Here is a 26,208-nt window from a genome sequence, read left to right as displayed (position 1 = left end):
TTCCTGTTCAGGCGCAGGCGAACATGGCCGACGCGGCGGTCATCGACGACCACTGTTGGGTGAAGAGCTCGCTCACCCGGTCGAGCGCGGGGGCAAGCGGCAGGATCTGCCTGGTCACCAGGGCGTCCTCATCCAGCGCGGCAACGGGATGCCAGTAGATACCCTCCGCCGTCACCGTCACCTCGGGAATCAACGATTCACGAGTGAAAGTGACCCCTTCCTCGGCGACACCCTGGAGCGCGATCGGGCGGATGACCTGGTCGGCTCGAGGGATCCCCAGGCCGTCGAATAGCGCATGCAGCTCGTCGAGGGCCGGGTCGTCGTTCGCCGAGATCGTCGCGGCGACCCGCACAGTGAAGCCCTCGTCGAGCGCCACTCGAATGCCGGCAAGTGCCCGTTTCCAACTCCCGGCACCGCGATGTGAATCGTGTACCTCAGCGGTCGGCGAGTCGACGCTGATCTGCAACGCGAAGCCTTCCCGAGGCATTGCCTGCAGTTTGCGCAGCCCCAGGCCCCGGAACAGCATCCCGTTGGTCAGCAGTGTCGTCGGTAGGCGGTCGACGCAGGCACGGACTATCGCATCGATATCCGGAAGCAGGAACGGCTCGCCGCCTGTGAGATACAGTTCCTGCACACCCCAATCGGCCGCTTCGGCAACAAGTGCCTGAATGTTGTCGATGCCGAGCAGCCGCGGATCTGTTTTGGGCGACGATGCGACGCAACAGTAATCGCAGGCCAGATTGCAGTGGAAATTCGTGTACAGCCACAACCGAGCCCCGGGCATCCGATCGGCTGGGATCATGCTGCTGGGGTTGCGGGGCCTCCCACGACCGACCGTGACCCGGCCGGTGTCCTGTTCTACCATCAGCGTGCTGACGAGCGTGTTGCCGGTCTTCTCGCACCAGCGGCGCACGAGGTCCAATTCGCTCGCCGAAGCAACCGCGAACTCGGCGGTGTCACCCTCAGCTAGCTGTTCGACAGTGCGCATGAGTGCCATGACTACCATCGGGAGTCCACGCCCTGCTCCGCGATCGCCTCGAACAGGCCCGCGTAGCCGTCGAGGTGCGGCTGGACCCACTTGGTCAGGCCCTCCAGCTCGAGAATGCGTCGATGCGCCGGCACGTTCCAGTCCATGGCGAGAAGCTTCGCCACCCACGGCGCGTAGACCGATTCGGGAAGGGTATCGAGGGCCGTGAACATGCAGTGAGAGTAGGTTTCGGTCTGCCAGACCGGCTCGAGCATCCCGGGCATCAGGTCGCCGCGGCCGATGTTCTCCCACACCGTGATTCCGATGGCGGCGACATCAGCCTCACCGGCGAGCACCGCATCGATCGCATCCAGCTCGCTGCGACCAGTGTCACCGTGTTTGCCGATATCACTGTTGAAGCGTTGCACCTGCATGCTGTCCACGTCCACGCCGGCCGCGCGCAGGTAGTGAAGCGGCAGGATCGCGGCGTGCGCTGAGTCGGCCGAGCCGAGGGCCAATCGCCGGGTGGCGATGTCTTCGGGTCCGGACCAGCCGCTGCCCGCCGCGGCCACGAAGACGGTCGAAAACGCCGCGTCGGTGTCCCGCTGGGCGAGCGCCTGTACATGACCGTCCGTCTGGAGGACGGCCCGCGCGTACGCGAGGTTGGTATTCCAGGCGATGTCGATCATGCCGGCCTGAAGGGCGTCGACCAGACGTCCGTAGTTGGAAAACAAGACAAAATCCATCGCGGTCGCGGGCTCGTCGAAGTATTCGCGGATGCCCTCCCAGATGGGCACGACGTTCGGTGTGTAGGCGACTGCCCCGATGAGCAGGGGGGCTCCGCTGAATTTCGACATTCGCAGCTCAGAACAGGGGAAGGCCGGTGAGAGCCTTGCCATAGAAGTCGTAGAGAACGTCGGCGGTCGGGGCCATGACCGATCCGGCACGCGCATCACGGAACGCCCTCTCAATGGGAAGGTGTTTCGAGAACGCCGCACCCCCGCACACTCTCATCGCCGATTCAGTGATCGTGAGAGCGGCATCATTGGCGGAGGCTTTAACGCCGAGCACAAAGAGCGGCGTGTCCTCGGCCGGACTCGCCACCTTCGCGGCAGCCAGCGCCAGGTAGGCCTTCTGCGCGGCTAGTGCAATGCTCATCTTCGCGATCTGCGCTCGAATGGTCGGTAGGGCGGAGAGGGCCTGATCCAGATGCTCCAATCGAGCCCCAGTGACGTGCGCCACGGCGGCATCGACCGCCGCGGTGGACAGCCCGAGTGACACCGCCGAGTTGCCCAGGTTGAACCACGGCAGCACCGTTGCCATCATCGTGCCGAACCCGCTACCCGCCTCACCGACGCGATAACCGGAGGGAATAGTCACGGCTATCGACATCGGGCTGGACGCATTGCCGCGAAGCCCCAGACCGCTCCACGGTCCGGCGATATCCAGTCCGGCGGTACCGGCCGGTATCGCGTACAGGTCGACCGTCTCAGGGTCGACCGCGCTCTTGGATGACATGACGTAGATGTCGGCGTAGCCCGCCGAGGTAACCCAGCTTTTATAGGCTGTGAAGCGAAGATCATCCCCGTCGGCCACCGACTCCGACACCGGTGCCCAAAAGTGCGAGCGCGAGCCTTTTTCACTGAACGCCAGCGTGCCTAGCACCTCACCCGAAGCCATCCGCGACAAAAGTTCCGGCATCCCGGCCGGCGGGGCGGATGCCACCGTCACCGCGGCCGCGACATGCATCAGGTAGATCATGGCGGTCGATCCGCATGCGGCCGCGATGGCGCCGAGCACCTCGGTGAACTCGACGGGCCCAGCCCCCATGCCGCCATGTTCCTCGCTGATCACCAAGCCGAGCAGGCCGCTCGACCGGAGTGACGCCACCGAATCAACGGGGTAGACCCCATCCTCGTCGACTTGTTGTGCATGAGCGGCGGCCACCGCCGTTACCTGCGCCACTGCTTCTTCGAGGGTCGACTGCGTCATGGTCATTCGGTCTCCTGGCATCGTTGCTGAGGGTTCTCGACACCGCTTTCGCGAGACCGACCAGCCAAGTATCTCTCGCGAGAAGGCGCACGCGGGAAAGAATTTCTTACCGGTCTCTAACATCAGTGACCGCGCCCAGCTGCCAACCCCGCGATGGGAGTCGGACGGTCAGCACTGCGACAAGTCTTCGACTGGTCTACAACTTTCAGGCTTTCGCGCCCTTGCTCTATCGCCGTCATCTTCGGCCGAAGGGTCGATCCACCGTCGCCGGTCATCTCAACCCCGACCAGCCCGCAAGACGGACGCTCAGCAGCTACCGATCGGCGGGACCGCTGGTCAACTTGCGGTCAATGTAGCGGAAACGCGCTTAAGTCACACAATCAGCCCTTCGCCAACATCTCGCCCGTACCAAATGGTGAATCCCGCACCCGTAAAGAAGAGGTCGCGGGCATCGTCGGCCCAATACTTGATGCTGACCTTCGTGTCTTGCAGTCCGGGGGGCAACATCTCGCCCGACTCTGACTCGATCACTGCACCGACCGACGTTTCGACCCCGCTCACTTGGGAGGGATGAAATCTCAGGAGTAGCGATCTTGTCCCTGACGGCAGGGCCAAAGCAACACCACCAACGTCCGGCGGAAGCAACGAGATCTGCGCTCTTGCGGTTAGTGCTCCCCGTGGCCGGTTCATTGTAGAAACGACCATACCTGCCTCGATGGCTCGCAAGCCGGACCTCTATCGGACAGTTCTGCGAGCGGGCTAGTCCAGCTTCATTTCGGCGGAGATTCGAGCAAGCGATGGGAACTCGGTGGTCCCTGATTCGTCATCGGTGAGCGACACCACTGACCAATCGAGGGAATCAAGGCGGCCGTCCACTATGAACAACTCGATAGTCCCAACCGTGTGTTCGTCTGGTGTCACATACAGCGTCAGTGGGTACGTGGATCCCAGGGGTATTCGATCGACCTCTTCGGGCAAAGTGATGAGGAAGCACGGGTGCGTCCCCGGGTGTGCGGGACCGCCATGTTTCGCCACCGCGATTTGGGCATTCGCTTGCTCGCGGCCAACCGGCATCGAGTCGATTGCCATTTGCAATATCGCCCGCTCAGGATCGGTGAGCTCCCGCTCGATATTCATAGGTCGACGATATCGGTGGCTGATCTGTGTTTGAGCCATCGGCTCGAACTTGAGCTGGTAGCCCGCTAGGACGCGTTCGACGCCCGCCCGCGCCGCGAACTATCGAGTGCCAACAGCTTCTCATCGTTCGCAAGCCGGACGTTGATCGCGACAGATCCACCTAACGCTCACCAAAGCCGGGGCAGTGTCGCTGGCGCCGATCGATAGTCAGCGGCACGCATCTATCGCCGATCAGCGGCACGCAACTATCGCCGTGTCCGTAAGACCCGCCCGCAATTAAGTCGCAAAAGGGTAGGTCAACCGCGACACGCTAGTCATCTCTTTGCCCTTTCCCCAGGACCGCTGGCTGTTGGCGATTCGCACCCATAGAGTTCAGCTGGAACTTTTCAAGCTAAGCCTGGAATCACCAATCCGTCCTTCGAAAATAAGCCAATCATTTTCGGGCCAAATGGATATCCGGAATCACCCACAGAGAAGCAAGTCGGAAGGCCCGGAATCGTCTAGATTCCGGGCCTTTTGCGTTGGTGGTCAGTTCCCGATGGCGGCCACACGCACCCCGCGGAAACGGGCGGATGGGTCACCTGTCCCGCAGAGCATTCAGCCACGGGCTGAGCCTCGGGCGCGTTGTTGCTCGGAGCCGTCCCGGCTTCCAGCGGGCGCGCACGACTGCAGCGGGGAAGCACGACCTCAGTTGAGGTGATCCCCGTTCACGGTCAGGTCGGCGGTCGAGTCGATCTCCAGCGCTTCGAGGGTGCTGCTGTCGACCAGCTCGTCGATGAGCGCGCGACTGCCCGCCACGATGGTCGAGTCGAAGTCGACCTCGGTGGCGGATGCCCAGGCGAGGTCTTCCGGCCAGATGATGCTGGGGCTCTCCGCATCCCACGCGTGCCTCACCCACGGGGCGGACTCCGGCCAGCCGGCAGCGGCGAGCTCGCTGACGCCGGCCTCGAACATCAGGTGCCGGCGCCACGGGGTTTCGAGAAGGGTGCCCTCCTCAGAGCCACCCGGCTGGAACATGCCACCCCAGCCCTCCCACACTGCGATGATCCCCGCGTGCGGTGTGCCAGTGTGCCGCCCGAGATGCTGGGCGAGCGCGGTCACGGATACGGCGTCCAGGTGTCCCTGCCGAAGTTCGGCGTAGCGCCAGTCCTGCGCATCGAGGAAGTGATCGTTGCGATCAGGCTCGCCGACCCGCAGCCGGTCGAACTGCGCGAGGGGATGCATCGTGGTGCCGAATGCCGTCGCGACGGTCGCCCAGCTCACCCACTCCCGTTCGATCTCACCCGGGTGAGTGCCCCCCGGCACCCATCCGCGCCAGGTCTCCGGGGCCGCGAGGCGGTCCCGCTCAGCGGGGTGGAAGACGCGTGCGTAGGCATCGAAACCGCTCGGAATGACGAAGTGGATGCTGCCCCAGCTCTCGATGAGGCGCTCGCGATACCAGCGCCCGCGCTTCACCTCACCCGTCCACCGCATATCGCCACGCTACTGCGCGAGCACCTACGACAGCACGTCCCGCAGCAGTTCCTCGTTCACGGAGGTGCGGGCGCGCGAGACCAGGTACCCGATGCCGAGGAGGGCGAAGGGCAGGATCACGAGCACCCAGCCGATCACGCTGAGCCCCCAGGGGGTGACGGTGGGGTCGACTCCGTCGGCGACGGTTCCGGCGAGCAGTCCGAAGCGCGACATGAGCAGGTACTCCCCGAGCACGAGGCCGATGGTAGCCAGCACGGGCGCGATGATCGTCTGGAACACGTTCTCGTCGCCTTTGTTGCGGTGGAAGTAGACCATGATCGCGATGCAGACGAGGATCTCGATGAGCACGATCGCCACGACGGACAGCCCACTGAACCAGTAGAAGAGGTTGAGCACCGGGTCGAGCTGGAAGACGGCGAAGATCACAATGACGACTCCGGTGATCACCGAGGTGACGACGGATGCCGCGGCCGGCGCTCCACGCCCGTTGACGGTGCCGAGTCGCGCCGGAAGCACCCCGCCGCGACCCATCGCGAACAGGTAACGGCTGGCAGCGTTCTGGAAGGCCAGAAGACCGGCGAACAGGCTCGAGAGCACCAGGATCGACATGACCGTGGCCATCCACGGTCCGACGTACTGGGTGGCGAGCGAGAACAGGACTTCGGCGGGGGCCGCGAGCGGCACCTTGGCCACCGTCGACAGTTCGACGGTCTTGTCGACGACGTGGGAGGCGCCCATTCCGGTGACCATCGCGAAGGCGGTGAGGGCGAAGAGCACCGTGATCACGACGACCGCGAGGTAGGTGGCGCGCGGCACAACCTTCTTCGGGTCGCGGGACTCCTCCCCGTAGATCGCGGTCGCTTCGAACCCGATGAACGAGGCGAAGGCGAAGGCGAAGGCGATGCCGGCGGAGCCCGCGAGTCCTCCCGCGATGATCGCTGCCGGATTGAAGGACGCCCAGAAGTTGATGCCTTCTGGTCCGCCGTTCGCGAGGATGACGATGGACGTGATCACCAGCGCCGTGAGTTCGAGAAGCATGAGGCCCCCGAGCACCTTCGCTCCGACATCCACGCGGAGAAGCGAGAGCACGGTGACGAGCGCCCAGGCGATGAGCGACCAGGCCCACCACGGCAGGACGCCGACCTGGCCGGCCATGACGGCGCCGAAGAATCCGAAGATCGCGAGCTGCACCGCCACGTAGGCGAGGATCGAGACGAAGGCGGAGGCGATGCCCGCATGGCGACCGAGACCGCGGCCGATGTAGGCGAAGAACGCGCCGGCGTTGGTGACCCGCTGGCTCATCGCGGCGTACCCGACGCTGAAGAGCAGCAGGGTTATGCCGACGACGAGGTAGGCGCCAGGGGCCGCAGCGCCGTTGCCGAGCACGATGGCCACCGGAACCGCCCCGGTCATGCCGACGAGAGGGGCGGCGGCGGCGACGACGAAAAAGACGATGCCGACGGTGCCGAGTCGACCCTTGTTGAGAGAGGTGTTGGCGTCCGTTTCGGAAGCGGGGGTGTCTTGGGCGAGTGCCATTGCGATACTCCTCATTGAGCTCGGGCTGAAATTCTGGGTGGGTACGCAAATCGTCCGTATCCGAACGAGTTAGCTAACAATGGCGAACCACAGCCCCGTCGTCAAGTCATTCGGAGAATTTCATTCGGATACGAACAAGCCAGGATCTGGGCTACACTCTGGCGCTATGACTGCACTGAACGGATTTCTCGCCCCGCTGACCCCCACCGGAGCGAGCGCGCTCGTGCCGAAGCCGCCGTGGTACTACTCGGGAACGCTTCTGACCGTCGAATACCTCACCGATCCCGCCAACGTGCGAGCCATCCTCCCGCCAGACATCGACCTCGCCCCCGACCGCCCGGGCGCCGTCGCCATCATCTGGGCCGACTGGCAGTCCTGCAGCGAGGGCGGCCTCGAACTCCTCGACCCCGTACGCGCCCAGTACCTCGAGGCCTTCGTCGTCGTTCGCTGCTCACATCGGGGAGTCACCTACAGCCGCTGCGTCGCCATCTGGGTCACGAAGGACTTCGCGATCGGCCGCGGATGGTTCCAGGGCTACCCCAAAAAGCTCGGTTCCGTGCACGTGACGCGACTGTTCTCGCACGGCAAGGCGACACCGCGCCTCGAGGCGGGAGCGCAGATCGGCGCCTCGCTCGCTGCTTACGATCACCGCTTGGCATCCGCCGTCGTCACGCTGCGCGAACCGTCCGAAGACAACGGATTCGTCAATGGACACCGGATGCTGCACAACCGCTTCATGCCGTCGATCAGCCAGGGCCAGGGTCTTTCTCTCGACCAGCTCGTGAGCATGGGCGGCACCGACGCCGACCTGGGACCGGCCTGGCGCGGCGACGCCGAACTCTCGCTCGCCGATTCGCCCTGGGACGAGCTGCACTCGATCCTGCCCGTCGACGAGATCCTCGGCGGGTACTACCGGGAACTCGGTGTCACTTTCGCCGGGGGAGACCTCGTGGAGGACCGCTCGCGGGCGGTGTGACGCGCTCTTGGTGTGGTCGAGCGACCTTGGATGGCGACCCCTTGAGGGTTGGTAGCGCTCAACTGGACTTCAGTAACGAGAGCGCTCTACGCGGCTCGATAGTGGTAGGCGTCTTACATCTGTACTACAGTGGTCCGATGGCAGTCATCAACTTTCGAAGCGATGAACCTTCTGAGCGTGCACTGGCCGAGTTGACCGCCGACGGCTCAACGGTCTCGGACGCCATACGCCAGGCACTGGTCGACTCGGTGAGGCTGCGGCGCCGCGAACAGATGCGACGCGAGTCGCTCCAAGTGTCACGCGACACGGCTGAGTTGACCGAGTCGCGCCGGGTCGCCACGGAGATGGACGAACTGCGTGCGTGGTGACGTTCATCGGCTCAAAGCCCCACGAAACGTTCGTGGTAACGAGCAGCGCGGCGCAAGATTCGCGGTCGTGGTGCAGTCCGATGACCTGCTGCTTTCAACTCTTCTCGTCGCACCGACATCTCGTTCGGCCTTGACCCGGGTGTTTCGACCCACTGTGGTGATCGAGGGGGAGCAAACACAGGTTCTCATCGAGCAAACGACAGCAGTTGCTCCGGAGAGGCTGGGTGAGCTTGTGGGGCATCTGAGTCGTACGGAATTGGAAGAGATCGATGATGCTCTCCGGCTCGTGTTTGAACTCGACTGAGATTTCCCCCAAGACGCAAGGGTCGTTTGGTGCCTTACTTCGAGAATTCTGAAGATTCGAAAAGCTCGACTTAGGGCGAGTGGTTGGTGGCCTTCGGCGGAGCCTAGCCGGCGGTTATGGTGAACCGTGACGATCATCGATCCACTTCAGCCTGCTCCGAAGTCTCGCGCTCCGGAGGTTCGGAATGCCTACCGTTTTCTCAAAGGTGCCCATGACAGCGTTGTTGCACTCTTTGACGTCAGTCAGACGTTGTCTAGCGCGCGACGTGCATCTAACGTCGGCCGTCAAGGAAGGATGAACACACAGGAAATTGATCTTCTGCGCGCTGCGATTGTCTTCACCGCGAGCGGCCTAGATGCGTCAATGACTCGCCTCGTCAACGATGCTGGCAGGTACTTGATAACTCGACCTGAAAGCGCGGCACGCGCGCAGTACGAGGAGTTCTTGAAAGCTGAGATATCGAAACCGCAGGTTTCGAGCGGAATGAAGTCCGCAATCACATCCGCAGATCCGGCTGGCCAGATGGTTGATTACTACTTCGCTGTTCGAACGAAAGCCAGTTTTCAGGGCAGCGAGGAGCTGAAGCGTCGCGTTCGAAACACACTGGGCATTCCTCGAAACCGCCTATCGGACAGCCGAATAATCTCTTCCGATATCTTCTTCATCGCGCGAAACGCGATTGTCCACAGCATGGATTATGTGCAAGAGAATGACTCAGGGAAAACGAAAAGAACTCATAGATCCGCAGACTCGGTCGCGTACCTCTGTAATGACGCCTTCTTGCTCTGGTCCGAATTCATCGACGCGACCGCGGACGAATTGAAGTCCAGTCGTTAGACCAACGGCGCATAATTTCAGTAGTCCTCGAGGTATTCGTCGAGCTCCCATCGCGTCACGTCCCGGGTGCCGGGATCCTCGCAGGCCTGCTCGTAGCGCTCGACTTCGTCACGCTTCAGGATGCTGAACACGTCGACCACGGCTGCGCCGAGCGCCTCGCGCAGCACGGTGTCGGCGTCGAGGGCATCCAGCGCCGTCGCGAGGGTGGTCGGCAGTACCGCGGCCGACTCGTTCTCGTACGACCAGCCGTCCGCGGTGGGGGGCACCTCGAGCTCGCGGGTGAGCCCGTCGAGCCCGGCCGCCAGCACCGCGGCGATCATCAGGTAGGGGTTGGCGGCACCGTCGCCGATGCGCACCTCGAGCCGCGTGCCGGCTCCGCGCTCCGGCGGCACCCGCACCATCGAACTGCGGTTGTCATGGCCCCAGTTGGCCCGGTACGGCGCGAGGGTGTCTGGCCCGAGCCGCTTGTAGGCGTTGACGGTCGGATTGGTGAACGCCGCGAGGGCGGGGGCGTGCGCGAGGATGCCGGCGATCAGCCGGTTCGAGGTGGTCGTGAGCTGCCCATCCGGCTCGCACATGAGGTTCTTGCCCGAGGCGTCGACGACCGAGAAGTGCAGGTGGAAGCCGCTTCCGCCCTCGTCGCTCCATGGCTTGCCGAGGAAGGTCGCGAGCTTACCGGTGCGCGCAACGATGTCCTTGATCGCGGTCTTGAACAGGAACGTGCGGTCGGCTGCGCGCAGTGCCTCGCCGTGCCAGAGGTTGATCTCGTACTGCGAGGGGCTGAACTCGTGGTTGCCGGCCACGACCCCGATGTCCATGCGGTCGAGCATCCGCATCAGGTGAAGGAAGGTGCCGTCGGGGTCGACCCAGGCGCCGGTCGTGTACACGCGTCCGGTGCGGCTGAGGGCCCGCTGCCAGTCGCCGTTCTCGGCGCGCTCGGCGATGTAGAACTCCAGTTCGGGACCGACGACGGGGGTGAGCCCGAGCGCGGCGTACTGCGCGATCACGCCGCGGAGCACGGATCGCGGGGCGAGCGCGCTCGCGGAACCGTCCGGCTCGAAGGCGTCCGCGATGGCGAAGGCCACCCCGGGCTCCCACGGCATCATCGTGACGGAACTCGGGTCGATGCAACTCACCAGATCCTGCAGTCCGTTGGACATGATGTCGTTACCGTCGAGCACCCCGCCCCGGGTGGTGGTGACCCAGACGCCCTGGCAGAAGGTGGGGCCGTTGGTGGCCGTGCGCTCGAGCTGGCTTACCAGCAGGTCTTTGGAGCGGGTGATCCCCAGGATGTCGGCATAGATCAGGCGCAGAACGTCGATGCCTTTCGCCTCGAGATCCGTGCGAAGAGCGGCTGCGTCGATAGTCATTGATCCTCCACCAATAAATCGTTCGGCCCTGAACGATTAGTGCGATACTAGGGCTAAATCCGTCTCGACGACGACATCCGTGATATTCGCGGACTCCCGTTCGACCACGAGCGGGGGAGAGGATGCCGATGCGCGCGCTGTTCATCCAGCACGACCATGTGAGCCCCACTGGCCCGGTTTCCGAGCGATTGCGCGAACGCGGATTCGATGTCGACGAGGTGCTCATCGTCGATGAACATCATGCCGGCAGCCCCAACGTGCACTTCGAATTTCCGGATGCTTCCGCCTACGATCTGCTCGTGCCGATGGGTGCCCCGTGGGGCGCCTGGGACGACCGGGGAATCGGCCGGTGGCTCGTGCCGGAGATCAGCTGGCTGCGGGGCGCCCTCGACGCCGACATCCCGGTGCTCGGCATCTGCTTCGGCGGCCAGCTGATGTCTCGTGCCCTCGGCGGAGCGGTCGCCACCGCGATGCGGCCCGAGATCGGCTGGACGGTGCTGCACAGCGACGATGACGAGCTCGTGGCATCCGGCCCCTGGTTCGAATTCCACTACGACCGCTGGACGGTGCCGGCCGGCGCGCGCGAGATCGCGCGAACGGCATCGGCGAGCCAGGCCTTCACCTTCGGCAGGAGTCTCGCGGTGCAGTTCCACCCCGAACTGACCGCCACGAGCCTGGAGGGCTGGCTGAACGCGGGCGGCACAGAGAAAGTGCTCGCGGACGGCCAGGATCCGGATGCCATGCTCGCCCACACCCGAGCGGAGGAGCCGTCGGCCCTTGCCCGCACTGCGACGCTCGTGGATGCCTATCTCGACCGGGTCGCCAGGCTGGAGCCGAGCCGCTAGCGCAGGGTGTCGAGGATCTCGATCACTCGCGCGGCATCCGTCGCCGGGTTCACGAATGCCAGACGAAGAACCGTCTCCCCGTCGAGAGTCGTCGGAACACAGAGCATCGTTCCCTCGACGGCCGTGGCATGCGACCAGGCCTCGTAGTCGGCGGGTTGCCAGCCGGGACGGTCGAACACCACGACGGAGAGCTCCGGCTCTCGAACGAGCCGCAGATGATCGGATGCCCGGATCGCCGCCGCGACAGCGCGTGAGGTATCCAGGGACGCCTCGATCGCATCCCGGTACCGGTCGGTGCCGTGGGTGGCGAGGCTGAACCAGAGGGGCAGCCCGCGGGCGCGCCGACTGAGGTGCAGCGCGAGTTCGCTGGGGTTCCAGGACTCGCGGTCAACATGGTCGAGGTAGTTGGCGTGCTGCGAGTGGGTCGCCCGCGCGAGGGCCGGATCCCGGTAGAGCAGGGCGCAGCAGTCGTACGGGGCGAAGAGCCACTTGTGCGGGTCGACGATGAAGCTGTCGGCCCGCTCGATTCCGTCGAAGAGCGCGCGCACGCTCGGGGCGGCAAGTCCCGCCCCGCCGTAGGCGCCGTCGACGTGCAGCCAGACCCCGAATTCGTGGGCGACCGCAGCGACGTCGGCGAGGTCGTCCACGAGCCCCTCGTTCGTCGTGCCAGCGGAGGCGACGACGGCGAAGACGTCGGGGGAGTGCTCGAGCACGGTTCTGAGGGCCGCTCCGGTGAGATGGCCCCGGGCATCCATCGGCACCTCGACGACCTCCACATCGAGCGCTTTCGCGGCCGAGCGGATGGACGAGTGCGCGTTGGAGGTGCAGGCGAGCTGCCAGCCGCCGGCCGGCCGGCCGCCGCGGCGGGACTTCGCGGTCTCGCGCGCGGTCATCAGCGCGGAGAGATTTCCGGAGGTGCCGCCGGAGACGAAGCATCCGCCCGCGCCCTCCGGCCAGCCGAGCAGGCCGACGATCCAGGCGAGGGCCTCGTTCTCGGCGTAGATCGCTCCCGCTCCGGCCTCCCACAGCCCCCCGAAGATGTTCGCGGCACTGGTGACGAGATCGAAGGCGATCGCGGCCCGGGTGGGTGCCGCGGCGATGTACGCGAGGTTGAGCGGGTCGTCCTGGGACCGGGTGGCGGGTTCGAGCACGCGGTCGAAGACCTCGAGCGCGGCATCCGCTCCGATGCCTGTCGCGGTGATCGTCGGTCCCGCCGCCGCCGCGAGCTCGGAGGCCGAACGGGCGGTGGACTGCGGATCGGTCTCCCGCACCAGCCGTCGTGCGGCCCAGTCGGTGGCGAGTTTCACCGTCGCCGTCTCGTCCCCCCACACCGCGTGGGAATCGGCCGCGGGGATCTGTTCGCTCACTTCGCGCTCGCCAGCTCGACTCTCACGGGGAACCGTTTGATGCCGTTGACGAAGTTGCTTCGCAGTTTCGAGACCTCGCCCGTGCGCTGCATGCCGGTGATGCGCGGCAGCAGCTCTTCGTACATCACGCGGATCTCGAGTCGCGCGAGCGCATTGCCGAGACACATGTGCGGACCGCCGCGACCGAACGACATGTGCTCGTTCGGGTTGCGGGTGACATCCATGCGGTAGGGATCGTCGAAGACCAGCGGATCCCGGTTGCCGGCGGCGAACCAGGTGACGACCTTGTCACCCTCCTTGATGGCCTGGCCGTTGATCTCGGTGTCGCGGGTGGCGGTACGGCGGAAGTGGTAGACGGGGCTCGCCATGCGCAGGAATTCCTCGACGGCCCAGGGGATGAGTTCCGGCTTCTCCTGCAGAAGGGCCAGCTGGTCGGGGTTCCGCATCAGGTAGTCCATCGAGTGGGTGATGGTGTGACGGGTGGTCTCGTTGCCGGCGACGACGAGCAGCAGGAAGTAGCTGTTGAAGTCGCGCTCGCTCAGCGGGATCCCGTCCATCGGCGTCTGGTTCACCAGTCGCGACACGAGGTCTGTGCCGTCGCCACCGCGGCGCTGCCTGGCGAGCTCGTTTCCGTAGTCGAAGACCTCCTGGGCGGCGGGCGAGCGGAAGGGCAGCAGCCGGTATTTCTCACTCTCTTCCGAGTGCGCGAGCACGTCGGTGTGCTCCGGATCGGTGTTGCCGACCATGCGGTTGCCCCAGTCGATGAGCTTGTAGATGTCGGCATCGGGCACGTCGAGCATGCGGGCCAGCACCCGGATGGGGAAGTCGGCAGCGACCTCGGCCACGAAGTCGAACTCGGTCCTCGCGAACGCCGCGTCGAGGGTGGATGCCGTAAGGCCGCGCAGGAAGGTCTCGTAGCCAGCTACCGCCTTCGGGGTGAACTCGCCCTGCATGAGCCGGCGCAGGGAGCGGTGCCGAATGCCATCCGTCTCGAGCATGGACTTGCGCGCCTCGATCTGCTCGTCATCCAGCTCCTCGAGGTTGACGGTGCCGCGTTCGCTCGAGAAGGTCTCGGTGTCGCGGAGTACGCCCACGATGTCGTGATACTTCGTCAGCGACCAGAAGCCGTGGTTCGGGGCATCCTCTTCGTCCCAGTGCACCGGCGAGTTCGCGCGGAGTTCGTCGAAGACCCGCCAGGGGTCACCGGTCTCGAAGAGATCCAGATCGGCCAAGGTGACATTCGTCGTTGAAGTCAACTGAATCCTCGCTATCAGTTCGGGGGATGTTGTTCGGACACGAACAAGTTATACCCGACGATAGGGCATTCGGCCATGGCGCGACAGGGAGGAGGAGCGCGGCGGACGGTCAATTAGAGTGAGCGGAGTCAGCATCGTCTGTGAGAAGGAGTCCCGATGGCCGGAGCGCACACGCTTGCCGAGACCGAGCGCCAGGTCGACGCCCGCCTCGGTGACCTGCGACTCGACTACTCGGCGATGGCCGTCGCCTCCAACCTGTTTCGTGCGGCCAATGCGGTGCGCAATCACTTCGAACGCACCGTGCTCTCCGAGAACAACCTCTCCTGGACGGCCTTCGTCGTGCTCTGGGTCACCTGGATCTGGGAGCCGATCGAGACCCGCCAGATCGCCCTCGAGGGGGGATTCTCGAAGGCGACCCTCACCGGTGTGCTCTCGACGCTCGAGGGGCGCGGATGGCTCGTGCGCGAGCGGAGCGCGAGTGACGGGCGCCTCGTGGTCGTGCAGCTCACCGCGGCCGGTCGCACCCTGATGAACACGCTCTTCCCGGCGTTCAACCTGCAGGAGCAGCACATCGCGACCCCGATCGATCCCTCGCGCCGCGACGAGTTCGCCGAGATGCTCCGTCTCGTGACCGCTCACGTGGAGAAGCCGGAGTAAGAGCTGCAGGGGTGGTTGTACAGCCTTCGCGGATTCGCTATGGTGATTCATTAGCATCCGAATGACTTAACGAGGAGTCTTTCGACACGGGAGGCGGCTCGATGACCAGCACCGACAGCGCGACGTCCCACCACATCGAGGTCGCGGGCGTCGCGGTCGACACCCGGCACTACATCGGCGGGGTTCGCGTCGCATCCGCCGAGACCTTCACCAACACGTCTCCGATCGATGGCTCTTTCCTCGGCGAGATCGCGCGGGGCACCGGGTCAGAGGTACAGCAGGCAGTCCAGGCCGCACGGGAAGCCTTCCCCGGCTGGGCGGCCACTGCACCCACCGCGCGCGCCGCGATCCTGCACCGCATCGCCGATCTGGTCGAGCAGAACGTCGATGCGCTCGCCAACATGGAGACCCTCGACAACGGCGGGCTGCTGCGGAGCAACCTGCGCGGGGTCATGCCGCGGGTGGCCCACAACTTCCGCTTCTTCGCCGACTGGCTGGTCGAAAACCTGAAGCATGACGACTTCGAGACTCGCGGGCACAGCAACCATGTGAGCTGGGACCCGTCCGGGGTCGCCGCGATCATCACCCCCTGGAACGCTCCGCTGATGCTCGCCACCTGGCGCATCGCCCCGGCGCTCGCCGCCGGCGACACCGTCGTGCTCAAGCCGGCCGAGTGGACGCCGCTCACGGCATCCTTCTTCGCCGACCTCACGAAACAGGCCGGCCTGCCCGACGGTGTCTTCAACGTCGTGCAGGGCTACGGGGCCGAGGCCGGGGCAGCGCTCGTCGCGAATCCCGCCCTCAGCCGCATTTCCTTCACCGGCTCGGTGCCCACGGCCAAGACGATCGCCCGGGCGGCCGCCGAGAACCTCACCCCGTGCAGCTTCGAGCTCGGTGGCAAGAGCCCGTGCATCGTGCTCGCCGACGCCGACATCGAGCTCGCGGCATCCCTCGCGGTCGAACAGTACGACAACGCCGGACAGATCTGCTTGTCGGGCACGCGGCTGCTCGTGCACGAGAGCATCGCCTCGGAGTTCACCTCCGCCTTCACGCGCAAGGTCGAGTCGCTCGTGCAAGGGGATCCGCGGGATCCGCTCAGCGACATCGGCCCGCAGGTGCACCGCACGCACTTCGAACGCATCACCGGTTTCGTCGACCGCGCGAAGGCGGATGGCGCGACCATCGTGTTCGGTGGCGAGCAGAATTCCGGGCTCGGCGGTCTCTACTTCCGTCCGACCCTCGTGGACGAACCGACACCCGGAAGCGAGATCGTGACGCAGGAGGTCTTCGGACCGGTGCTCACCATGCAGACCTTCTCCACCGACGAGGAGGTGATCGAGCTGGCGAACGGCACCGAGTTCGGTCTCGCGGCGGTGGTCGTCTCCGGCGATCGCAGCCACGCCGAGGCGATCACGACCCGACTCGTCGCGGGCACGATCTGGGTCAATTGCTTCTTCGTGCGTGACCTTCGGGCGCCTTTCGGCGGCTCGAAGAAGTCCGGGGTCGGTCGCGAGGGCGGCACCTGGTCATTCGATTTCTATGCGGACGTGAAGAACACGGTCGTCGCTCCCAACGGTTGGAAGGAATAGCTCATGGGTGAAGTAGTCGGGGTGGGCCTCATCGCCCATGTGCCCACGATCATGCTGCCGATTCAGACGCGCATGGAGCTCAACGAGGGGAAGGACTCCACGCTCGTCTCGGGCCTGGAGAAGCTGAGGGCGGATGTCTTCGAGACCGCTGACTACGACACCGTCATCGTGCTCGACAGCCACTGGGCCTCCACGGTCGAGTTCATCGTCACCTCGCAGGAGCGTCGACACGGGCTGTTCACCTCTGAGGAGCTGCCGCGCGGCATGCACGGGGTGCCCTTCGACTACCGGGGAGACCCGGAACTCGCCGAGCTCATCGGCGCCCAGGATGAGAAGAACGGCACCTGGATCACTCCGATCGACGACCCCGACCTTCCGGTGATGTACGCCACCATCAACCTCTGGAAGTACCTCGGCGAGGGACTTCCCGATAAGAAGTGGATCAGCGTGAGTCTCTGCCAGACCGCGACCGACGAAGACTTCCTGCGCGCCGGTCGCGCCATCGGCGAGGCGATCGCGAAGAGCGACCGTCGCGTGATCCTGCTGGCCTCGGGCGCGCTCTCCCATACCTTCTACAAGCTCCGCGAACTGCGCAAGCACGAAATGGCCGACCCGAGCCACATCTTCTCCGAGGCCGCCCGCGTGGCCGACTATGAACGGCTCGACTGGTTCACCGCCGGCGACCACGCGAAGGTGCTCGAGACGATGCCGGCGTTCCACAAGGTGCGTCCAGAGGGTATGTTCGGTCACTGGCTGCTCACGATCGGAGCTATCGGGGAAGAGGCATGCACCGCTCCCGGAGTGCTCTACAGCGAATATGAGAACTCGATCGGCACCGGCCAGGTGCACGTCTGGTTCCCGCGTCCCGAGGGCGGATTCCCCGCGGCCAAGGACCTGGTGCTGTCGCGTGAGTGAATCGAGCACAGTCGAGACCCGCCGCATCCTGCTCGACGGATTCGCCACCGAGGTGGTGCGTCACGGTGACACCCTCGTGGCCGCTGACGGGCGCGAGGTGGGCGTGGAGGACGCGCAGCACCTGCCGCCAACGGTGCCGTCGAAGATCATCGCGGTGCACCTCAACTACGCGAGCCGCACGGACGAGTTCATGACGAAGCTTCCCGCGGCGCCGACCTACTTCCACAAGCCGGTGACTGCACTCAACAGCCATGGTGGTTCGGTCGTGCGCCCACAGGGCTGCAAGTGGCTCAACTTCGAGGGCGAGATCGTGATCGTGATCGGTCGCACCTGCCGCAACGTCTCCCCGGCTGAGGCCGGCGACTACATCGCCGGTTACACGATCGGCAACGACTTCGGCCTGCACGACTTCCGCGACACGGATGCCGGGTCGATGCTGCGGGTGAAGGGCAGCGACACCCTCGCCCCGGTCGGGCCAGGGCTCGTGCGCGGCTGGGACTTCCGCGGCAAGCAGATCCGCACCCTCGTGAACGGTGTCGTCAAGCAAGACGACAACACCGCGAAAATGGAGTGGGATATGAACTACCTCGTGGCCGACATCGCGCGAACCATCACCCTGAGTCCCGGCGACCTGCTCTTCTCCGGCACTCCCGCGTTCTCCCGCCCGGTCGAGCCGGGGGATGTCGTGGAGGTGGAGGTGGAGGGGCTCGGCACCCTGCGCAACCTGATCGTCACCGGACCCACCGCCATCCGCACGGATGTCGGAGCCCAGCCCACCGAGAGTGAAGAGGTGGTCTCCACCGCGCTCGGAGGCGACTGGGAGTTCCGGGGCATCCGCACCCCCTCCAAAGACCTGTACCCGTCGACCGTAAAGGAACAATCGTGATCAAGATCGAAGTCGACATGGATCTCTGCCAGCACTACGGGCAGTGTGTGTTCGAGGCGCCGAACCTCTTCAAACTCAATGAGGACGACAAGCTCGAATACCATGCAGAGGCCGATGACTCGGAGCTCGAAAACGTCGAGGCCGCGGTCGACGTCTGCCCGATGCAGGCCATCCGAATCGTCGAGTAGAGCCATGCCCGACGCTCTGCCCGTCATCATCGTCGGGGCGTCGATGGGGGGACTCCGTACCGCCGAGGCCCTGCGCCGCGCGGGCTACACCGGCCCCATCACGGTGATCGGTGAGGAGTTGCACGCTCCGTACAACCGTCCGCCGCTGTCGAAGGACGTGCTCTCCACCGGTGTCTCTCACGAGGCCGTCGCCTTCCCCGCGCGGGCGGCAACCGCCGATGTGAAGTGGATTCTCGGAGCCCGCGCGATCTCGACAGACCTCGAGGCCCATACCGTCACCACGGACGACGGCCTCGAGCATCCCTGGCGCGCCCTGGTGATCGCGACCGGACTGCGTGCCCGACGGCTGGACCTTCCCCTGATCACCGGGCGGCACTGCGTGCGCACCCTCGACGATGCGATGGCGTTGCGAGACGAACTCGTGCCCGGTGCCCGGGTCGTGGTGGTGGGTGCCGGCTTCATCGGCTGTGAGGTCGCGGCGACGGCACGCAAGCTGGGGTGCGAGGTGACGATCGTCGCGCCGGGTGCCGAGCCGCTCATCCGTCCGCTCGGGGCGAAGCTCGGCGCGGAGCTCCGCCGGCGGCACGAGGAGCACGGGGTGGCATTCCACCTCGGTCGCACCGTGGCCGCGATGCTCGGCGAGTTCCACTTCGAGGGCCTCCAGCTCGACGATGGCACGATCGTGCCGGGAGATGTGCTGGTCGAGGCGATCGGCTCGGAGTGCAACACGGACTGGCTGGACCCCACCGACCTCGACCTCACCGACGGCGTGCTGGCGGATGCCGCGCTCCGCGCCGTGTCGACGGACGGCGCGGTGAGCCGCGACGTCTTCGTCGTCGGCGACATCGCGCGCTTTCCCAACCTCCTGTTCGACGGCGTCGCCCGTCGGGTGGAGCACTGGAACATCCCCACCGACACCGGCAAGCGGGCCGGCGCGGTACTCGGCGCGTGGCTGGCGGCGGACGGGTCCCTCGACGAGGTCGTGGACAAGGGGTTCACGCCGATGCCGGCATTCTGGTCGAACCAGTTCGAGATGAGCCTGCAGGCCTACGGCCTACCGGGACTCAACGATGGCGACATCCGCGTCCTCGAGGGCGAGATCTCGGGTGCCGTCGCCGTCGGTTACTACCGGGCGGAGCGACTCGTCGGAGTCGTCGGGCTCGGTCTCAAAGCCGAGCTGTTGCCCTACCGCCAGGAGATTGCGGCCCACGCGGCGAGCTAGGGAACAACCGGTGGCGCTTCCGGTCGTCGAGTTGCACTCTTTTGCGGCCTTTCGGAGCAGGAGGCCGCAAAAGAGTGCAACTCACCGCTCGCACACCTGGCTTGCCGGCGTCGAGGCACGGGCGAATAGGCTGGCGGCATGAGCGACAGAGTCGAACCCGTTGCGATCGCCGTCGCACAATTCGCCCCCGGCGAAGACAAGGCGGCCAATCTCGAGCACCTGCGCGACCTCGCGACGACCGCGGCATCCCGCGGCGCGAAGCTGGTGGTGTTCCCGGAGTACTCCTCTCACTTCTCGCCCGCGCTGGGGGCTCAGTCCCTCGCGGCGGCAGAGACCCTGGACGGTCCTTTCGTCGCCGGGCTCGAGGCCATCGCGAAGGTGCTCGACATCCACATCGTGGCCGGAATGCTCGAATCGTGCGACGAAGACGACGGGCGCTTCTTCAATACCCTCGTCGCCCTCGACCCGCACGGCGCCCTCGTCGCCAAATACCGCAAGGTGCACCTGTACGACGCCTTCGGCCAGAAGGAGAGCGACTGGGTCGTGCCCGGTCCGATCGAGGAGCCGGAGACCTTCGCGCTCGGCGACCTCCGGGTGGGGTTGCAGACCTGCTACGACATCCGCTTTCCCGAGGTGACCCGGCGACTGGTCGATGCGGGTGCTGACCTCATCGTGCTTCCGAGCGAGTGGGTGCGCGGACCCCTCAAGGAGCAGCACTGGCGCACCCTGGTCACCGCTCGCGCCATCGAGAACACGGTCTATTTCGCCGCGGCCGACCAGGCGCCGCCGATTGGAGCCGGCAACAGCATGATCGTGGATCCGATGGGCGTCGAGCTCGTGACCATCGGCGAGGAGACTGCCGTCGCCGTCGCCTGGATCTCCTCAGCACGCATCGCGGAGGTGAGGACCGTGAACCCCGCACTGGGGCTACGACGATTCGGGATTCACCCCGTCAGGACGGCTCCTCCGCCCTTAGAGTAGACAGACCAGTAGCGTTCAGGGGGACCGTATGGTCGATCAGCCATTTCTCGTGGTCGTCGTCGAAGACGATCCCGATGTCGCGTTTTACACGAAGACCGTGCTCGAAAAGCGCGGCTGCGTGGTCGAGGGCGTGGCCAACCCGCTGCTCGCGCGCGCCGCTATTCGTCGTCTCGCGCCCGACGTCGTCATCACCGACATCGAGATGCCGGGGATGACCGGCCTCGAGCTCATCGAGGAGATCCGAGCCGAGCGCCCCGGCACACCGATCGTCGTCATGACCGCGCACGTCTCCATCGACTACGCGATCGCCGCGCTGCGCAGCCAGGCCGACGAGTTCCTCTCCAAGCCGGTCAGTTCCACCGATCTCTTCGCCGTGGTCGCTCGGCTCGCTGGCGAGTTCCGTCGCATGAAGGCCGCCCGCCCGCCGGGGGAGGTCGTGCTGGCGATCGGGGCGCATCCCGACGACGTGGAGATCGGCGTCGGCGGAATCCTGGTGGCACATCGAGCCGCGGGTGATTCGATCACGATCCTCACCCTGTCCCGCGGTGCGCGCGGGGGCGAAGCGGATGACCGCCAGAACGAGTCCCTCGCCTCCGCCGAGCTCCTCGGCGCACGGCTGTTCCTCGAGGATCTCGAAGACACCCACATCAGCAACGCGGATCCGACGGTCGGCATCATCGAGAGGGTCGTCGCGGAGGTCAACCCCACGATCGTCTACACGCACAGCAACCATGATCGTCACCAGGATCACCGGGCCGTGCACGACGCGACGCTCGTCGCGACCCGCACCGTTCGCACGGTCGCGTGCTACCAGAGCCCCTCGGCGACTGTCGATTTCCGGCCGAACCGGTTCGTCTCCATCGATGGTTTCACGGCCACCAAGAACCAGGTGCTCGCCTCGTTCGCCTCGCAGGCGGACATCCGGTGGTATCTCGAGCCGGACTTCGTCGAGGCGACCGCGCGGTACTGGTCGCGCTACGGCGGAGGCAAGTCGAGTGAGCCGCTCGAGATCGTTCGCGAGTCCTCCGATCTCTCCGTCTCGCGTGGGGAGATCGCGGCGGCGGTGCAGGCCGAGAAGGCGCGCCTGACGCGCGACGAGGCTGCGCTCTGATGGAGCGCGTGCTCGTCACCGGGGCGGGCGGTCCGGCAGGGGTGGCGGTGATCCGTTCCCTGCTGAAGCGGGCGGATGTCGAGGTCTACGCGGCGGACATGGACGGCTGGGCCAGCGGCCTCTACCTCGTGCCGCCGGAGCGCCGCAGGATCGTACCCCGCGGGGCGGATCCCGAGTTCGTGCCTGCTGTCATTTCCCTGTGCGCTGCCGATAGTCTCACCGTGCTGTTCTCTACCGTCGACGTCGAGCTCCCGCCCCTCGCCGCTCGCCGGTCCGAGCTCGGCGGGGCCGTGCTTGCGGCGGCCTCCCTTGCCACCCTCGACGTCACCCTCGACAAGTTCGCCCTGTCCGAGCGGGTCACCGGCTTCGCCCGGGTTCCGACGACACGCCTGGTCGGCCCGGCGAGCACGGCGGAGGAGTGGACCTTTCCCATCATCGTCAAGCCGCGTCGCGGGGCCGGATCGCGCGGCGTGCGCCTCGTGCACGACCGGGCGGCGCTCGATGCCCTCGGTGTCGACGAGACCCTCATCGCGCAGGAACTTCTGCCGGGCGCAGAGTTCTCCGTGGACGTGTTCGCGGATGCCGACGGTCACGTGATCGCCGCCGTGCCGCGCACGCGAACCCGGGTCGACTCGGGGGTGTCCATCGCCGGGCGCACCCTCCGCGACGCCGAGCTCGAGTCGACGGCCGCGGATGTCGCGCGGGCCATCGGACTCACCGGTGTGGCCAACGTACAACTGCGCTACGACGCCGCCGGTGTCGCCGCCCTGCTCGAGGTCAACCCGCGGTTCCCCGGTGCCATGCCGCTCACCATCGCCGCCGGGGTCGATATGCCCTCCCTCGCGTTGGATCTCGCGCTGGGCAGAGAGCTGCCGTCGAGGGTGGAATTCCGCGAACTCGCGAACGTGCGCTACCTCGAGGACATCTTCGTCGATCCCTCCGAGATCCTGCACTCTGACAACGCCGCCCACGACGAGACCGACGGATGATGTCGTCCCTCCACCCCGCGCTCGCCGGAGACTTCCATGTCCACTCCACGTACTCGGATGACGCGGTCAGCAGCCTCGGCGAGAACATCGCCGCGGCATCCGCCATCGGCCTGAATCGGCTCCGCCTCGTCGACCATGTGCGGGCGTCGACCACGTGGGTGCCAGAGTTCGTGCGTGCGGTCGCCGCCGAGCGGGTGCCGGAGGGTCTCACGATCCACACCGGCGTCGAGGCGAAGATCGTCGACAGTTCGGGCGCGCTGGACATTCCGTCGGATCTCCGCCTCGGTGCCGGCGGAGTGGATGCTGTGCTCATCGCCGATCACCAGTTTCCCGGCACTGATGGGCCGTGGTCCCCGCGCACCACGGTGGCGAAGCTCGAGGCCGGTCTCGCGGTGAGTGATGCGCTCGACCTGCTGGTGGCCGCGATCGTCGCCGCAATGCGATCGGTAGCCTCCGCTCAGCTCGCACACTGCTTCTCGATCCTGCCGAAGATCGGCCTGGCCGAAGACGACCTCACCGACGAGCACCTCGCCGTCTGGGCGACCGAAGCCGCCCGTACCGGCACTCTCGTCGAGGTCAACGAGAAATGGGCCTGCCCCGGACCGCGCGCACTCACGGCGGCGCGCGCCGCCGGCGTCATCCTCGTGGCCTCGACCGACAGCCACGTCGCCACCGAGGTCGGCCGGTACTCCACGGTCGCGCGCCTTCTGGGGGGCACCCCGTGACCGTTCCGGAGATCGCGACCCGTGCGCTCGAGATCGTGCTGCTGCTCTTCGTCGCCACCGGGGCGTTCCCGGTGCTCACGGCGGCCTACTCGTTCCTCGCGATCCCCTTCCATTCGGTGCGGAACCACTACCGCAAGGCCGCTCCCTACTTCCCCCGCGTGGCGATCGTCGTTCCGGCGTGGAACGAGGGGGCGGTGATCGGCACGTCCATCGACCGCCTCATCGCGCTCGACTACCCACTCGACCGCCTCCGTATCTACGTCGTCGACGATGCGAGCACGGACAACACCCCGGATGTCGTGCTGGCTAAGGCGGCACAGTATCCCGGATCGGTCTTCCACCTCCGCCGCGAGAAAGGCGGCGAGGGGAAGGCCCACACGCTCAATCACGGCATCCGGGTCGTACTCGAAGACGACTGGATGGAGGCGCTGCTCATCATGGACGCCGACGTCATCTACCTGCCGAACTCGCTCCGCCGCATGACCCGTCACCTTGCCGACCCCAAGGTCGGGGCGGTCTCGGCGTACATCCGCGAGGGGAGTGCGGACAAGAACTACCTCACCCGGTTCATCGGACTCGAATACATCCTGTCCCAGCCCGCGGCCCGGCGTGCGCAGAACGTGCTCGGAGCGCAGGCCTGCCTGGCCGGGGGAGCGCAGCTGCACACCCGCGAGAACCTGTTGGCGATCGGTGGGCAGATCGACACCTCCTCCCTCGCCGAGGACACCATCACGACCTTCGAGACCCAGCTGCGGGGGCGCACGGTGGTCTTCGAGACGCTCGCCGTAGTGCTCGCCGAGGAACCCGGTTCGATCGACGCGCTCTGGAAGCAGCGACTGCGCTGGGCGCGAGGAAACGTGACCGTCACCGCACGCTACAAGAAGGTCTGGTTCCGCCCGTCCAAGGTGCACAAGCTCGGCACCATCGCCTTCGGGCTGGTCTGGTTCAGCCTCTGGCTGCTCCCGCTCGCCATGATCGTGTCGTCCATCGGGCTGCTCGGGCTCCTGCTGATGCAGAGCACCCTCGCCGAGGGAGTGTTCCGCGTGCTCTGGATCTCCGCAGCCTGCACCTACGTCTTCACCCTCGCGCTCGGCGTGCAGCTCGACAGCAAGCTCAGCCGTCAGGCGTGGCGAGAGGTGCTGAGCTTTCCGGGCATCCTCTCCATGATCGTGATGCTCACGGCATTCTTCCCGGGGCTGGTGGAGCGCCAGATTCCGGCCCTGTACGGCTCGCGATTCACCGAGTCGGGGATCTTCGCGTTCACCGTCGCCATCTACATCTGGATCCCGTTCTCCATGGTCGGGGCGTGGGCGGCCCGCCGGGTGGAGAAGACCCGGGTGGGTCCATTCCTCGCGCCCCTCCTCCTCTATCTGGTCGGCTACGGTTCGCTGCTCTGTGCGATCACCTTCGATTCCTACATCAAGGAACTCCGTCACGCAGAGGCGAAGTGGGACAAGACCGAGAAGACCGGGCGGGTACTGGCATGAAGCAGAAGCAGGCAGCGGATGCCGCGTCACCGTCGCATCGCACGGTCGATGCACCCCGGACCGCGGCCCCGGAGACCCCGGTCGATCCGCGCAATCCCGGGGACGAGTTCCTCCAGCGAGAGATCGACGACAACCGTCGGTCGGAATTCTGGCTCATCCCCAAAGCTGTTCTCGCCCTCGCGGTAGTCGCGGTGTTAGTCGTGATCCGAGAGGTGTTCTTCCGATGACTGTTCCCGTGCATCTCCCCGAGAAGGTCACGGTGTTGGTTGTCGACGACAGCGATGACCAGCGCGCGTTGCTCCGGCGCTACTTCGAGCGCGCCGGCTGCCTCGTGACCACCGTCAAGAATGCGGAGGATGCGATAGCGGCCTATACGCGGGTCACCCCGGATCTCGCCGTCATCGACCTCGTGCTGCCCGGGATGAGCGGGTGGGAGCTCACCGAACGCCTGCGCGTGGATCGGCCCGACTGCGTCATCGCCGTCACCTCCGTGCTCGACGAGAGCGCGTATCCGCCGACCGAAGCGACCCTTCCGAAGCCGTTCACCGGGGCGCAGATCCGTTCCGTCCTTCGCGATTACGTACCGAAATGGACCGAGCTGTGACCGAGTCGGAGACTCCCGCGCGGTCACGAGTGGTGATCGCCGATGACGACCCGGACATCCGGGCCCTCGTCTCGATCGCCGTCACCCGGGCCGGCCTCGACCTTGTGGCTGTGACCGAAGACGGGGACGCCGCCTGGGAGGCCCTCACCGAGTTGCGGCCGGATCTCGCGGTGCTCGACGTCTCGATGCCCGGGATGACCGGACTCGAGCTGTGCGCCCGTGCGCGTGCCGACGATTCCTTCGCCGATACCCGAATCGTGCTGCTGTCGGCCGGGGTGGACGACAATGCGCGGGAGGCCGGGCGGGTCGCCGGTGCCACGGACTTCATCGCCAAGCCCTTCAGTCCGCGGGAGCTCGGCGCCCGGTTGGCGGAACTCATGCGGGCGGACGCCGGACTATCCGGACCCCCGGCGGGGACGGCGTGAC

At 65.9% G+C, this 26,208-nt stretch carries 28 protein-coding genes; 19 read left to right on the top strand and 9 right to left on the bottom strand.

The window, feature by feature from the left end:
- Positions 1 to 7: 7 nt before the first annotated feature.
- The 6 genes from VLI63_RS11265 to VLI63_RS11240 form a co-directional block, all read right to left on the bottom strand.
- Positions 8 to 988 (bottom strand): radical SAM protein, encoded by a 981-nt coding sequence (locus tag VLI63_RS11265; RefSeq protein WP_409156948.1) that lies wholly within the window; start codon positions 986 to 988, stop codon positions 8 to 10.
- Between the two features lie 11 nt (positions 989 to 999).
- Positions 1,000 to 1,824: a phosphate/phosphite/phosphonate ABC transporter substrate-binding protein gene (locus VLI63_RS11260; RefSeq protein ID WP_409156947.1), complete on the bottom strand. Its 825-nt coding sequence runs from the start codon at positions 1,822 to 1,824 to the stop codon at positions 1,000 to 1,002.
- A gap of 7 nt (positions 1,825 to 1,831) precedes the next feature.
- Complete coding sequence (locus VLI63_RS11255; RefSeq protein ID WP_409156946.1) at positions 1,832 to 2,965, bottom strand: acyl-CoA dehydrogenase family protein; 1,134 nt, start codon at positions 2,963 to 2,965, stop codon at positions 1,832 to 1,834.
- A 753-nt stretch (positions 2,966 to 3,718) separates the two neighbouring features.
- Positions 3,719 to 4,096: a hypothetical protein gene (locus tag VLI63_RS11250; protein WP_409156945.1), complete on the bottom strand. Its 378-nt coding sequence runs from the start codon at positions 4,094 to 4,096 to the stop codon at positions 3,719 to 3,721.
- A 687-nt stretch (positions 4,097 to 4,783) separates the two neighbouring features.
- Positions 4,784 to 5,569 (bottom strand): hypothetical protein, encoded by a 786-nt coding sequence (locus tag VLI63_RS11245; protein ID WP_409156944.1) that lies wholly within the window; start codon positions 5,567 to 5,569, stop codon positions 4,784 to 4,786.
- Positions 5,570 to 5,593: 24 nt separating this feature from the next.
- On the bottom strand, positions 5,594 to 7,105 hold the full coding sequence (locus tag VLI63_RS11240; RefSeq protein ID WP_409156943.1) for an APC family permease: 1,512 nt from the start codon (positions 7,103 to 7,105) through the stop codon (positions 5,594 to 5,596).
- 166 nt (positions 7,106 to 7,271) lie between these two features.
- Between VLI63_RS11240 and VLI63_RS11235 the strand changes: the two genes are divergently transcribed.
- The 4 genes from VLI63_RS11235 to VLI63_RS11220 all read left to right on the top strand — a co-directional run bounded on the left by VLI63_RS11235 (position 7,272) and on the right by VLI63_RS11220 (position 9,590).
- Entirely contained in the window at positions 7,272 to 8,081 is an 810-nt protein-coding gene (locus VLI63_RS11235) for an acetoacetate decarboxylase family protein (RefSeq protein ID WP_409156942.1), read from the top strand.
- A gap of 137 nt (positions 8,082 to 8,218) precedes the next feature.
- Entirely contained in the window at positions 8,219 to 8,449 is a 231-nt protein-coding gene (locus VLI63_RS11230; RefSeq protein WP_409156941.1) for a hypothetical protein, read from the top strand.
- Entirely contained in the window at positions 8,439 to 8,753 is a 315-nt protein-coding gene (locus tag VLI63_RS11225) for a type II toxin-antitoxin system PemK/MazF family toxin (protein WP_409156940.1), read from the top strand. Before VLI63_RS11230 ends, VLI63_RS11225 begins: the two co-directional genes overlap by 11 nt.
- Before the next feature lie 126 nt (positions 8,754 to 8,879).
- On the top strand, positions 8,880 to 9,590 hold the full coding sequence (locus VLI63_RS11220; protein ID WP_409156939.1) for a hypothetical protein: 711 nt from the start codon (positions 8,880 to 8,882) through the stop codon (positions 9,588 to 9,590).
- A gap of 17 nt (positions 9,591 to 9,607) precedes the next feature.
- Here the strand turns inward: VLI63_RS11220 and VLI63_RS11215 are convergent, their stop codons facing one another.
- A complete protein-coding gene (locus VLI63_RS11215; protein WP_409156938.1) occupies positions 9,608 to 10,960 on the bottom strand; it encodes a glutamine synthetase family protein in 1,353 nt (450 codons plus the stop codon).
- A gap of 128 nt (positions 10,961 to 11,088) precedes the next feature.
- Here VLI63_RS11215 and VLI63_RS11210 point away from each other — a divergent pair, with 128 nt between their 5' ends.
- Positions 11,089 to 11,805: a type 1 glutamine amidotransferase gene (locus tag VLI63_RS11210; protein ID WP_409156937.1), complete on the top strand. Its 717-nt coding sequence runs from the start codon at positions 11,089 to 11,091 to the stop codon at positions 11,803 to 11,805.
- Here VLI63_RS11210 and VLI63_RS11205 read toward each other — a convergent pair.
- The gene (locus VLI63_RS11205; RefSeq protein ID WP_409156936.1) at positions 11,802 to 13,172 is read right to left on the bottom strand and encodes a pyridoxal phosphate-dependent decarboxylase family protein; all 1,371 of its coding nucleotides are present in this window, start codon (positions 13,170 to 13,172) and stop codon (positions 11,802 to 11,804) included. The genes VLI63_RS11210 and VLI63_RS11205 overlap by 4 nt on opposite strands.
- Positions 13,169 to 14,428 carry a cytochrome P450 gene (locus VLI63_RS11200; RefSeq protein WP_409156935.1) on the bottom strand — a complete coding sequence of 420 codons (1,260 nt, stop codon included), beginning with the start codon at positions 14,426 to 14,428 and terminating at the stop codon, positions 13,169 to 13,171. The genes VLI63_RS11205 and VLI63_RS11200 overlap by 4 nt, the downstream gene beginning before the upstream one ends.
- Positions 14,429 to 14,584: 156 nt before the next feature.
- On the opposite strand from VLI63_RS11200, the gene VLI63_RS11195 reads away from it, so the two are divergent.
- The 14 genes from VLI63_RS11195 (at position 14,585) to VLI63_RS11130 (ending at position 26,207) form a co-directional block, all read left to right on the top strand.
- Positions 14,585 to 15,085, top strand: coding sequence for a MarR family winged helix-turn-helix transcriptional regulator (locus VLI63_RS11195; protein ID WP_409156934.1), 501 nt, complete (start codon positions 14,585 to 14,587; stop codon positions 15,083 to 15,085).
- Between the two features lie 101 nt (positions 15,086 to 15,186).
- Positions 15,187 to 16,674 (top strand): aldehyde dehydrogenase, encoded by a 1,488-nt coding sequence (locus VLI63_RS11190; RefSeq protein WP_409156933.1) that lies wholly within the window; start codon positions 15,187 to 15,189, stop codon positions 16,672 to 16,674.
- 3 nt (positions 16,675 to 16,677) lie between these two features.
- Positions 16,678 to 17,589, top strand: a complete 912-nt coding sequence (locus tag VLI63_RS11185) for a catechol 1,2-dioxygenase (RefSeq protein ID WP_409156932.1) — start codon at positions 16,678 to 16,680, stop codon at positions 17,587 to 17,589.
- The gene (locus tag VLI63_RS11180) at positions 17,582 to 18,475 is read left to right on the top strand and encodes a fumarylacetoacetate hydrolase family protein (RefSeq protein ID WP_409156931.1); all 894 of its coding nucleotides are present in this window, start codon (positions 17,582 to 17,584) and stop codon (positions 18,473 to 18,475) included. The genes VLI63_RS11185 and VLI63_RS11180 overlap by 8 nt, the downstream gene beginning before the upstream one ends.
- Positions 18,472 to 18,663, top strand: coding sequence for a ferredoxin (locus VLI63_RS11175; protein ID WP_409156930.1), 192 nt, complete (start codon positions 18,472 to 18,474; stop codon positions 18,661 to 18,663). The genes VLI63_RS11180 and VLI63_RS11175 overlap by 4 nt, the downstream gene beginning before the upstream one ends.
- A gap of 4 nt (positions 18,664 to 18,667) precedes the next feature.
- Positions 18,668 to 19,885: an NAD(P)/FAD-dependent oxidoreductase gene (locus VLI63_RS11170; RefSeq protein ID WP_409156929.1), complete on the top strand. Its 1,218-nt coding sequence runs from the start codon at positions 18,668 to 18,670 to the stop codon at positions 19,883 to 19,885.
- Positions 19,886 to 20,023: 138 nt separating this feature from the next.
- Positions 20,024 to 20,866: a carbon-nitrogen hydrolase family protein gene (locus tag VLI63_RS11165; protein ID WP_409156928.1), complete on the top strand. Its 843-nt coding sequence runs from the start codon at positions 20,024 to 20,026 to the stop codon at positions 20,864 to 20,866.
- Positions 20,867 to 20,894: 28 nt separating this feature from the next.
- Positions 20,895 to 21,977: a response regulator gene (locus VLI63_RS11160; protein WP_409156927.1), complete on the top strand. Its 1,083-nt coding sequence runs from the start codon at positions 20,895 to 20,897 to the stop codon at positions 21,975 to 21,977.
- Positions 21,977 to 22,966 carry an ATP-grasp domain-containing protein gene (locus VLI63_RS11155; RefSeq protein WP_409156926.1) on the top strand — a complete coding sequence of 330 codons (990 nt, stop codon included), beginning with the start codon at positions 21,977 to 21,979 and terminating at the stop codon, positions 22,964 to 22,966. The genes VLI63_RS11160 and VLI63_RS11155 overlap by 1 nt, the downstream gene beginning before the upstream one ends.
- Positions 22,966 to 23,691, top strand: coding sequence for a PHP domain-containing protein (locus tag VLI63_RS11150; protein WP_409157241.1), 726 nt, complete (start codon positions 22,966 to 22,968; stop codon positions 23,689 to 23,691). The genes VLI63_RS11155 and VLI63_RS11150 overlap by 1 nt, the downstream gene beginning before the upstream one ends.
- Positions 23,688 to 25,178: a glycosyltransferase family 2 protein gene (locus VLI63_RS11145; protein ID WP_409156925.1), complete on the top strand. Its 1,491-nt coding sequence runs from the start codon at positions 23,688 to 23,690 to the stop codon at positions 25,176 to 25,178. Before VLI63_RS11150 ends, VLI63_RS11145 begins: the two co-directional genes overlap by 4 nt.
- Entirely contained in the window at positions 25,175 to 25,405 is a 231-nt protein-coding gene (locus tag VLI63_RS11140; RefSeq protein WP_409156924.1) for a hypothetical protein, read from the top strand. Before VLI63_RS11145 ends, VLI63_RS11140 begins: the two co-directional genes overlap by 4 nt.
- Positions 25,402 to 25,782, top strand: a complete 381-nt coding sequence (locus VLI63_RS11135) for a response regulator (protein ID WP_409156923.1) — start codon at positions 25,402 to 25,404, stop codon at positions 25,780 to 25,782. Before VLI63_RS11140 ends, VLI63_RS11135 begins: the two co-directional genes overlap by 4 nt.
- Entirely contained in the window at positions 25,779 to 26,207 is a 429-nt protein-coding gene (locus tag VLI63_RS11130) for a response regulator transcription factor (protein WP_409156922.1), read from the top strand. Before VLI63_RS11135 ends, VLI63_RS11130 begins: the two co-directional genes overlap by 4 nt.
- The last annotated feature ends 1 nt before the right edge of the window (position 26,208 follow it).

Source organism: Lacisediminihabitans sp. H27-G8, from assembly GCF_046156175.1.
Classification (GTDB): Bacteria; Actinomycetota; Actinomycetes; order Actinomycetales; family Microbacteriaceae; genus Lacisediminihabitans.
This window is presented reverse-complemented; position numbering and strand designations above follow the sequence as displayed.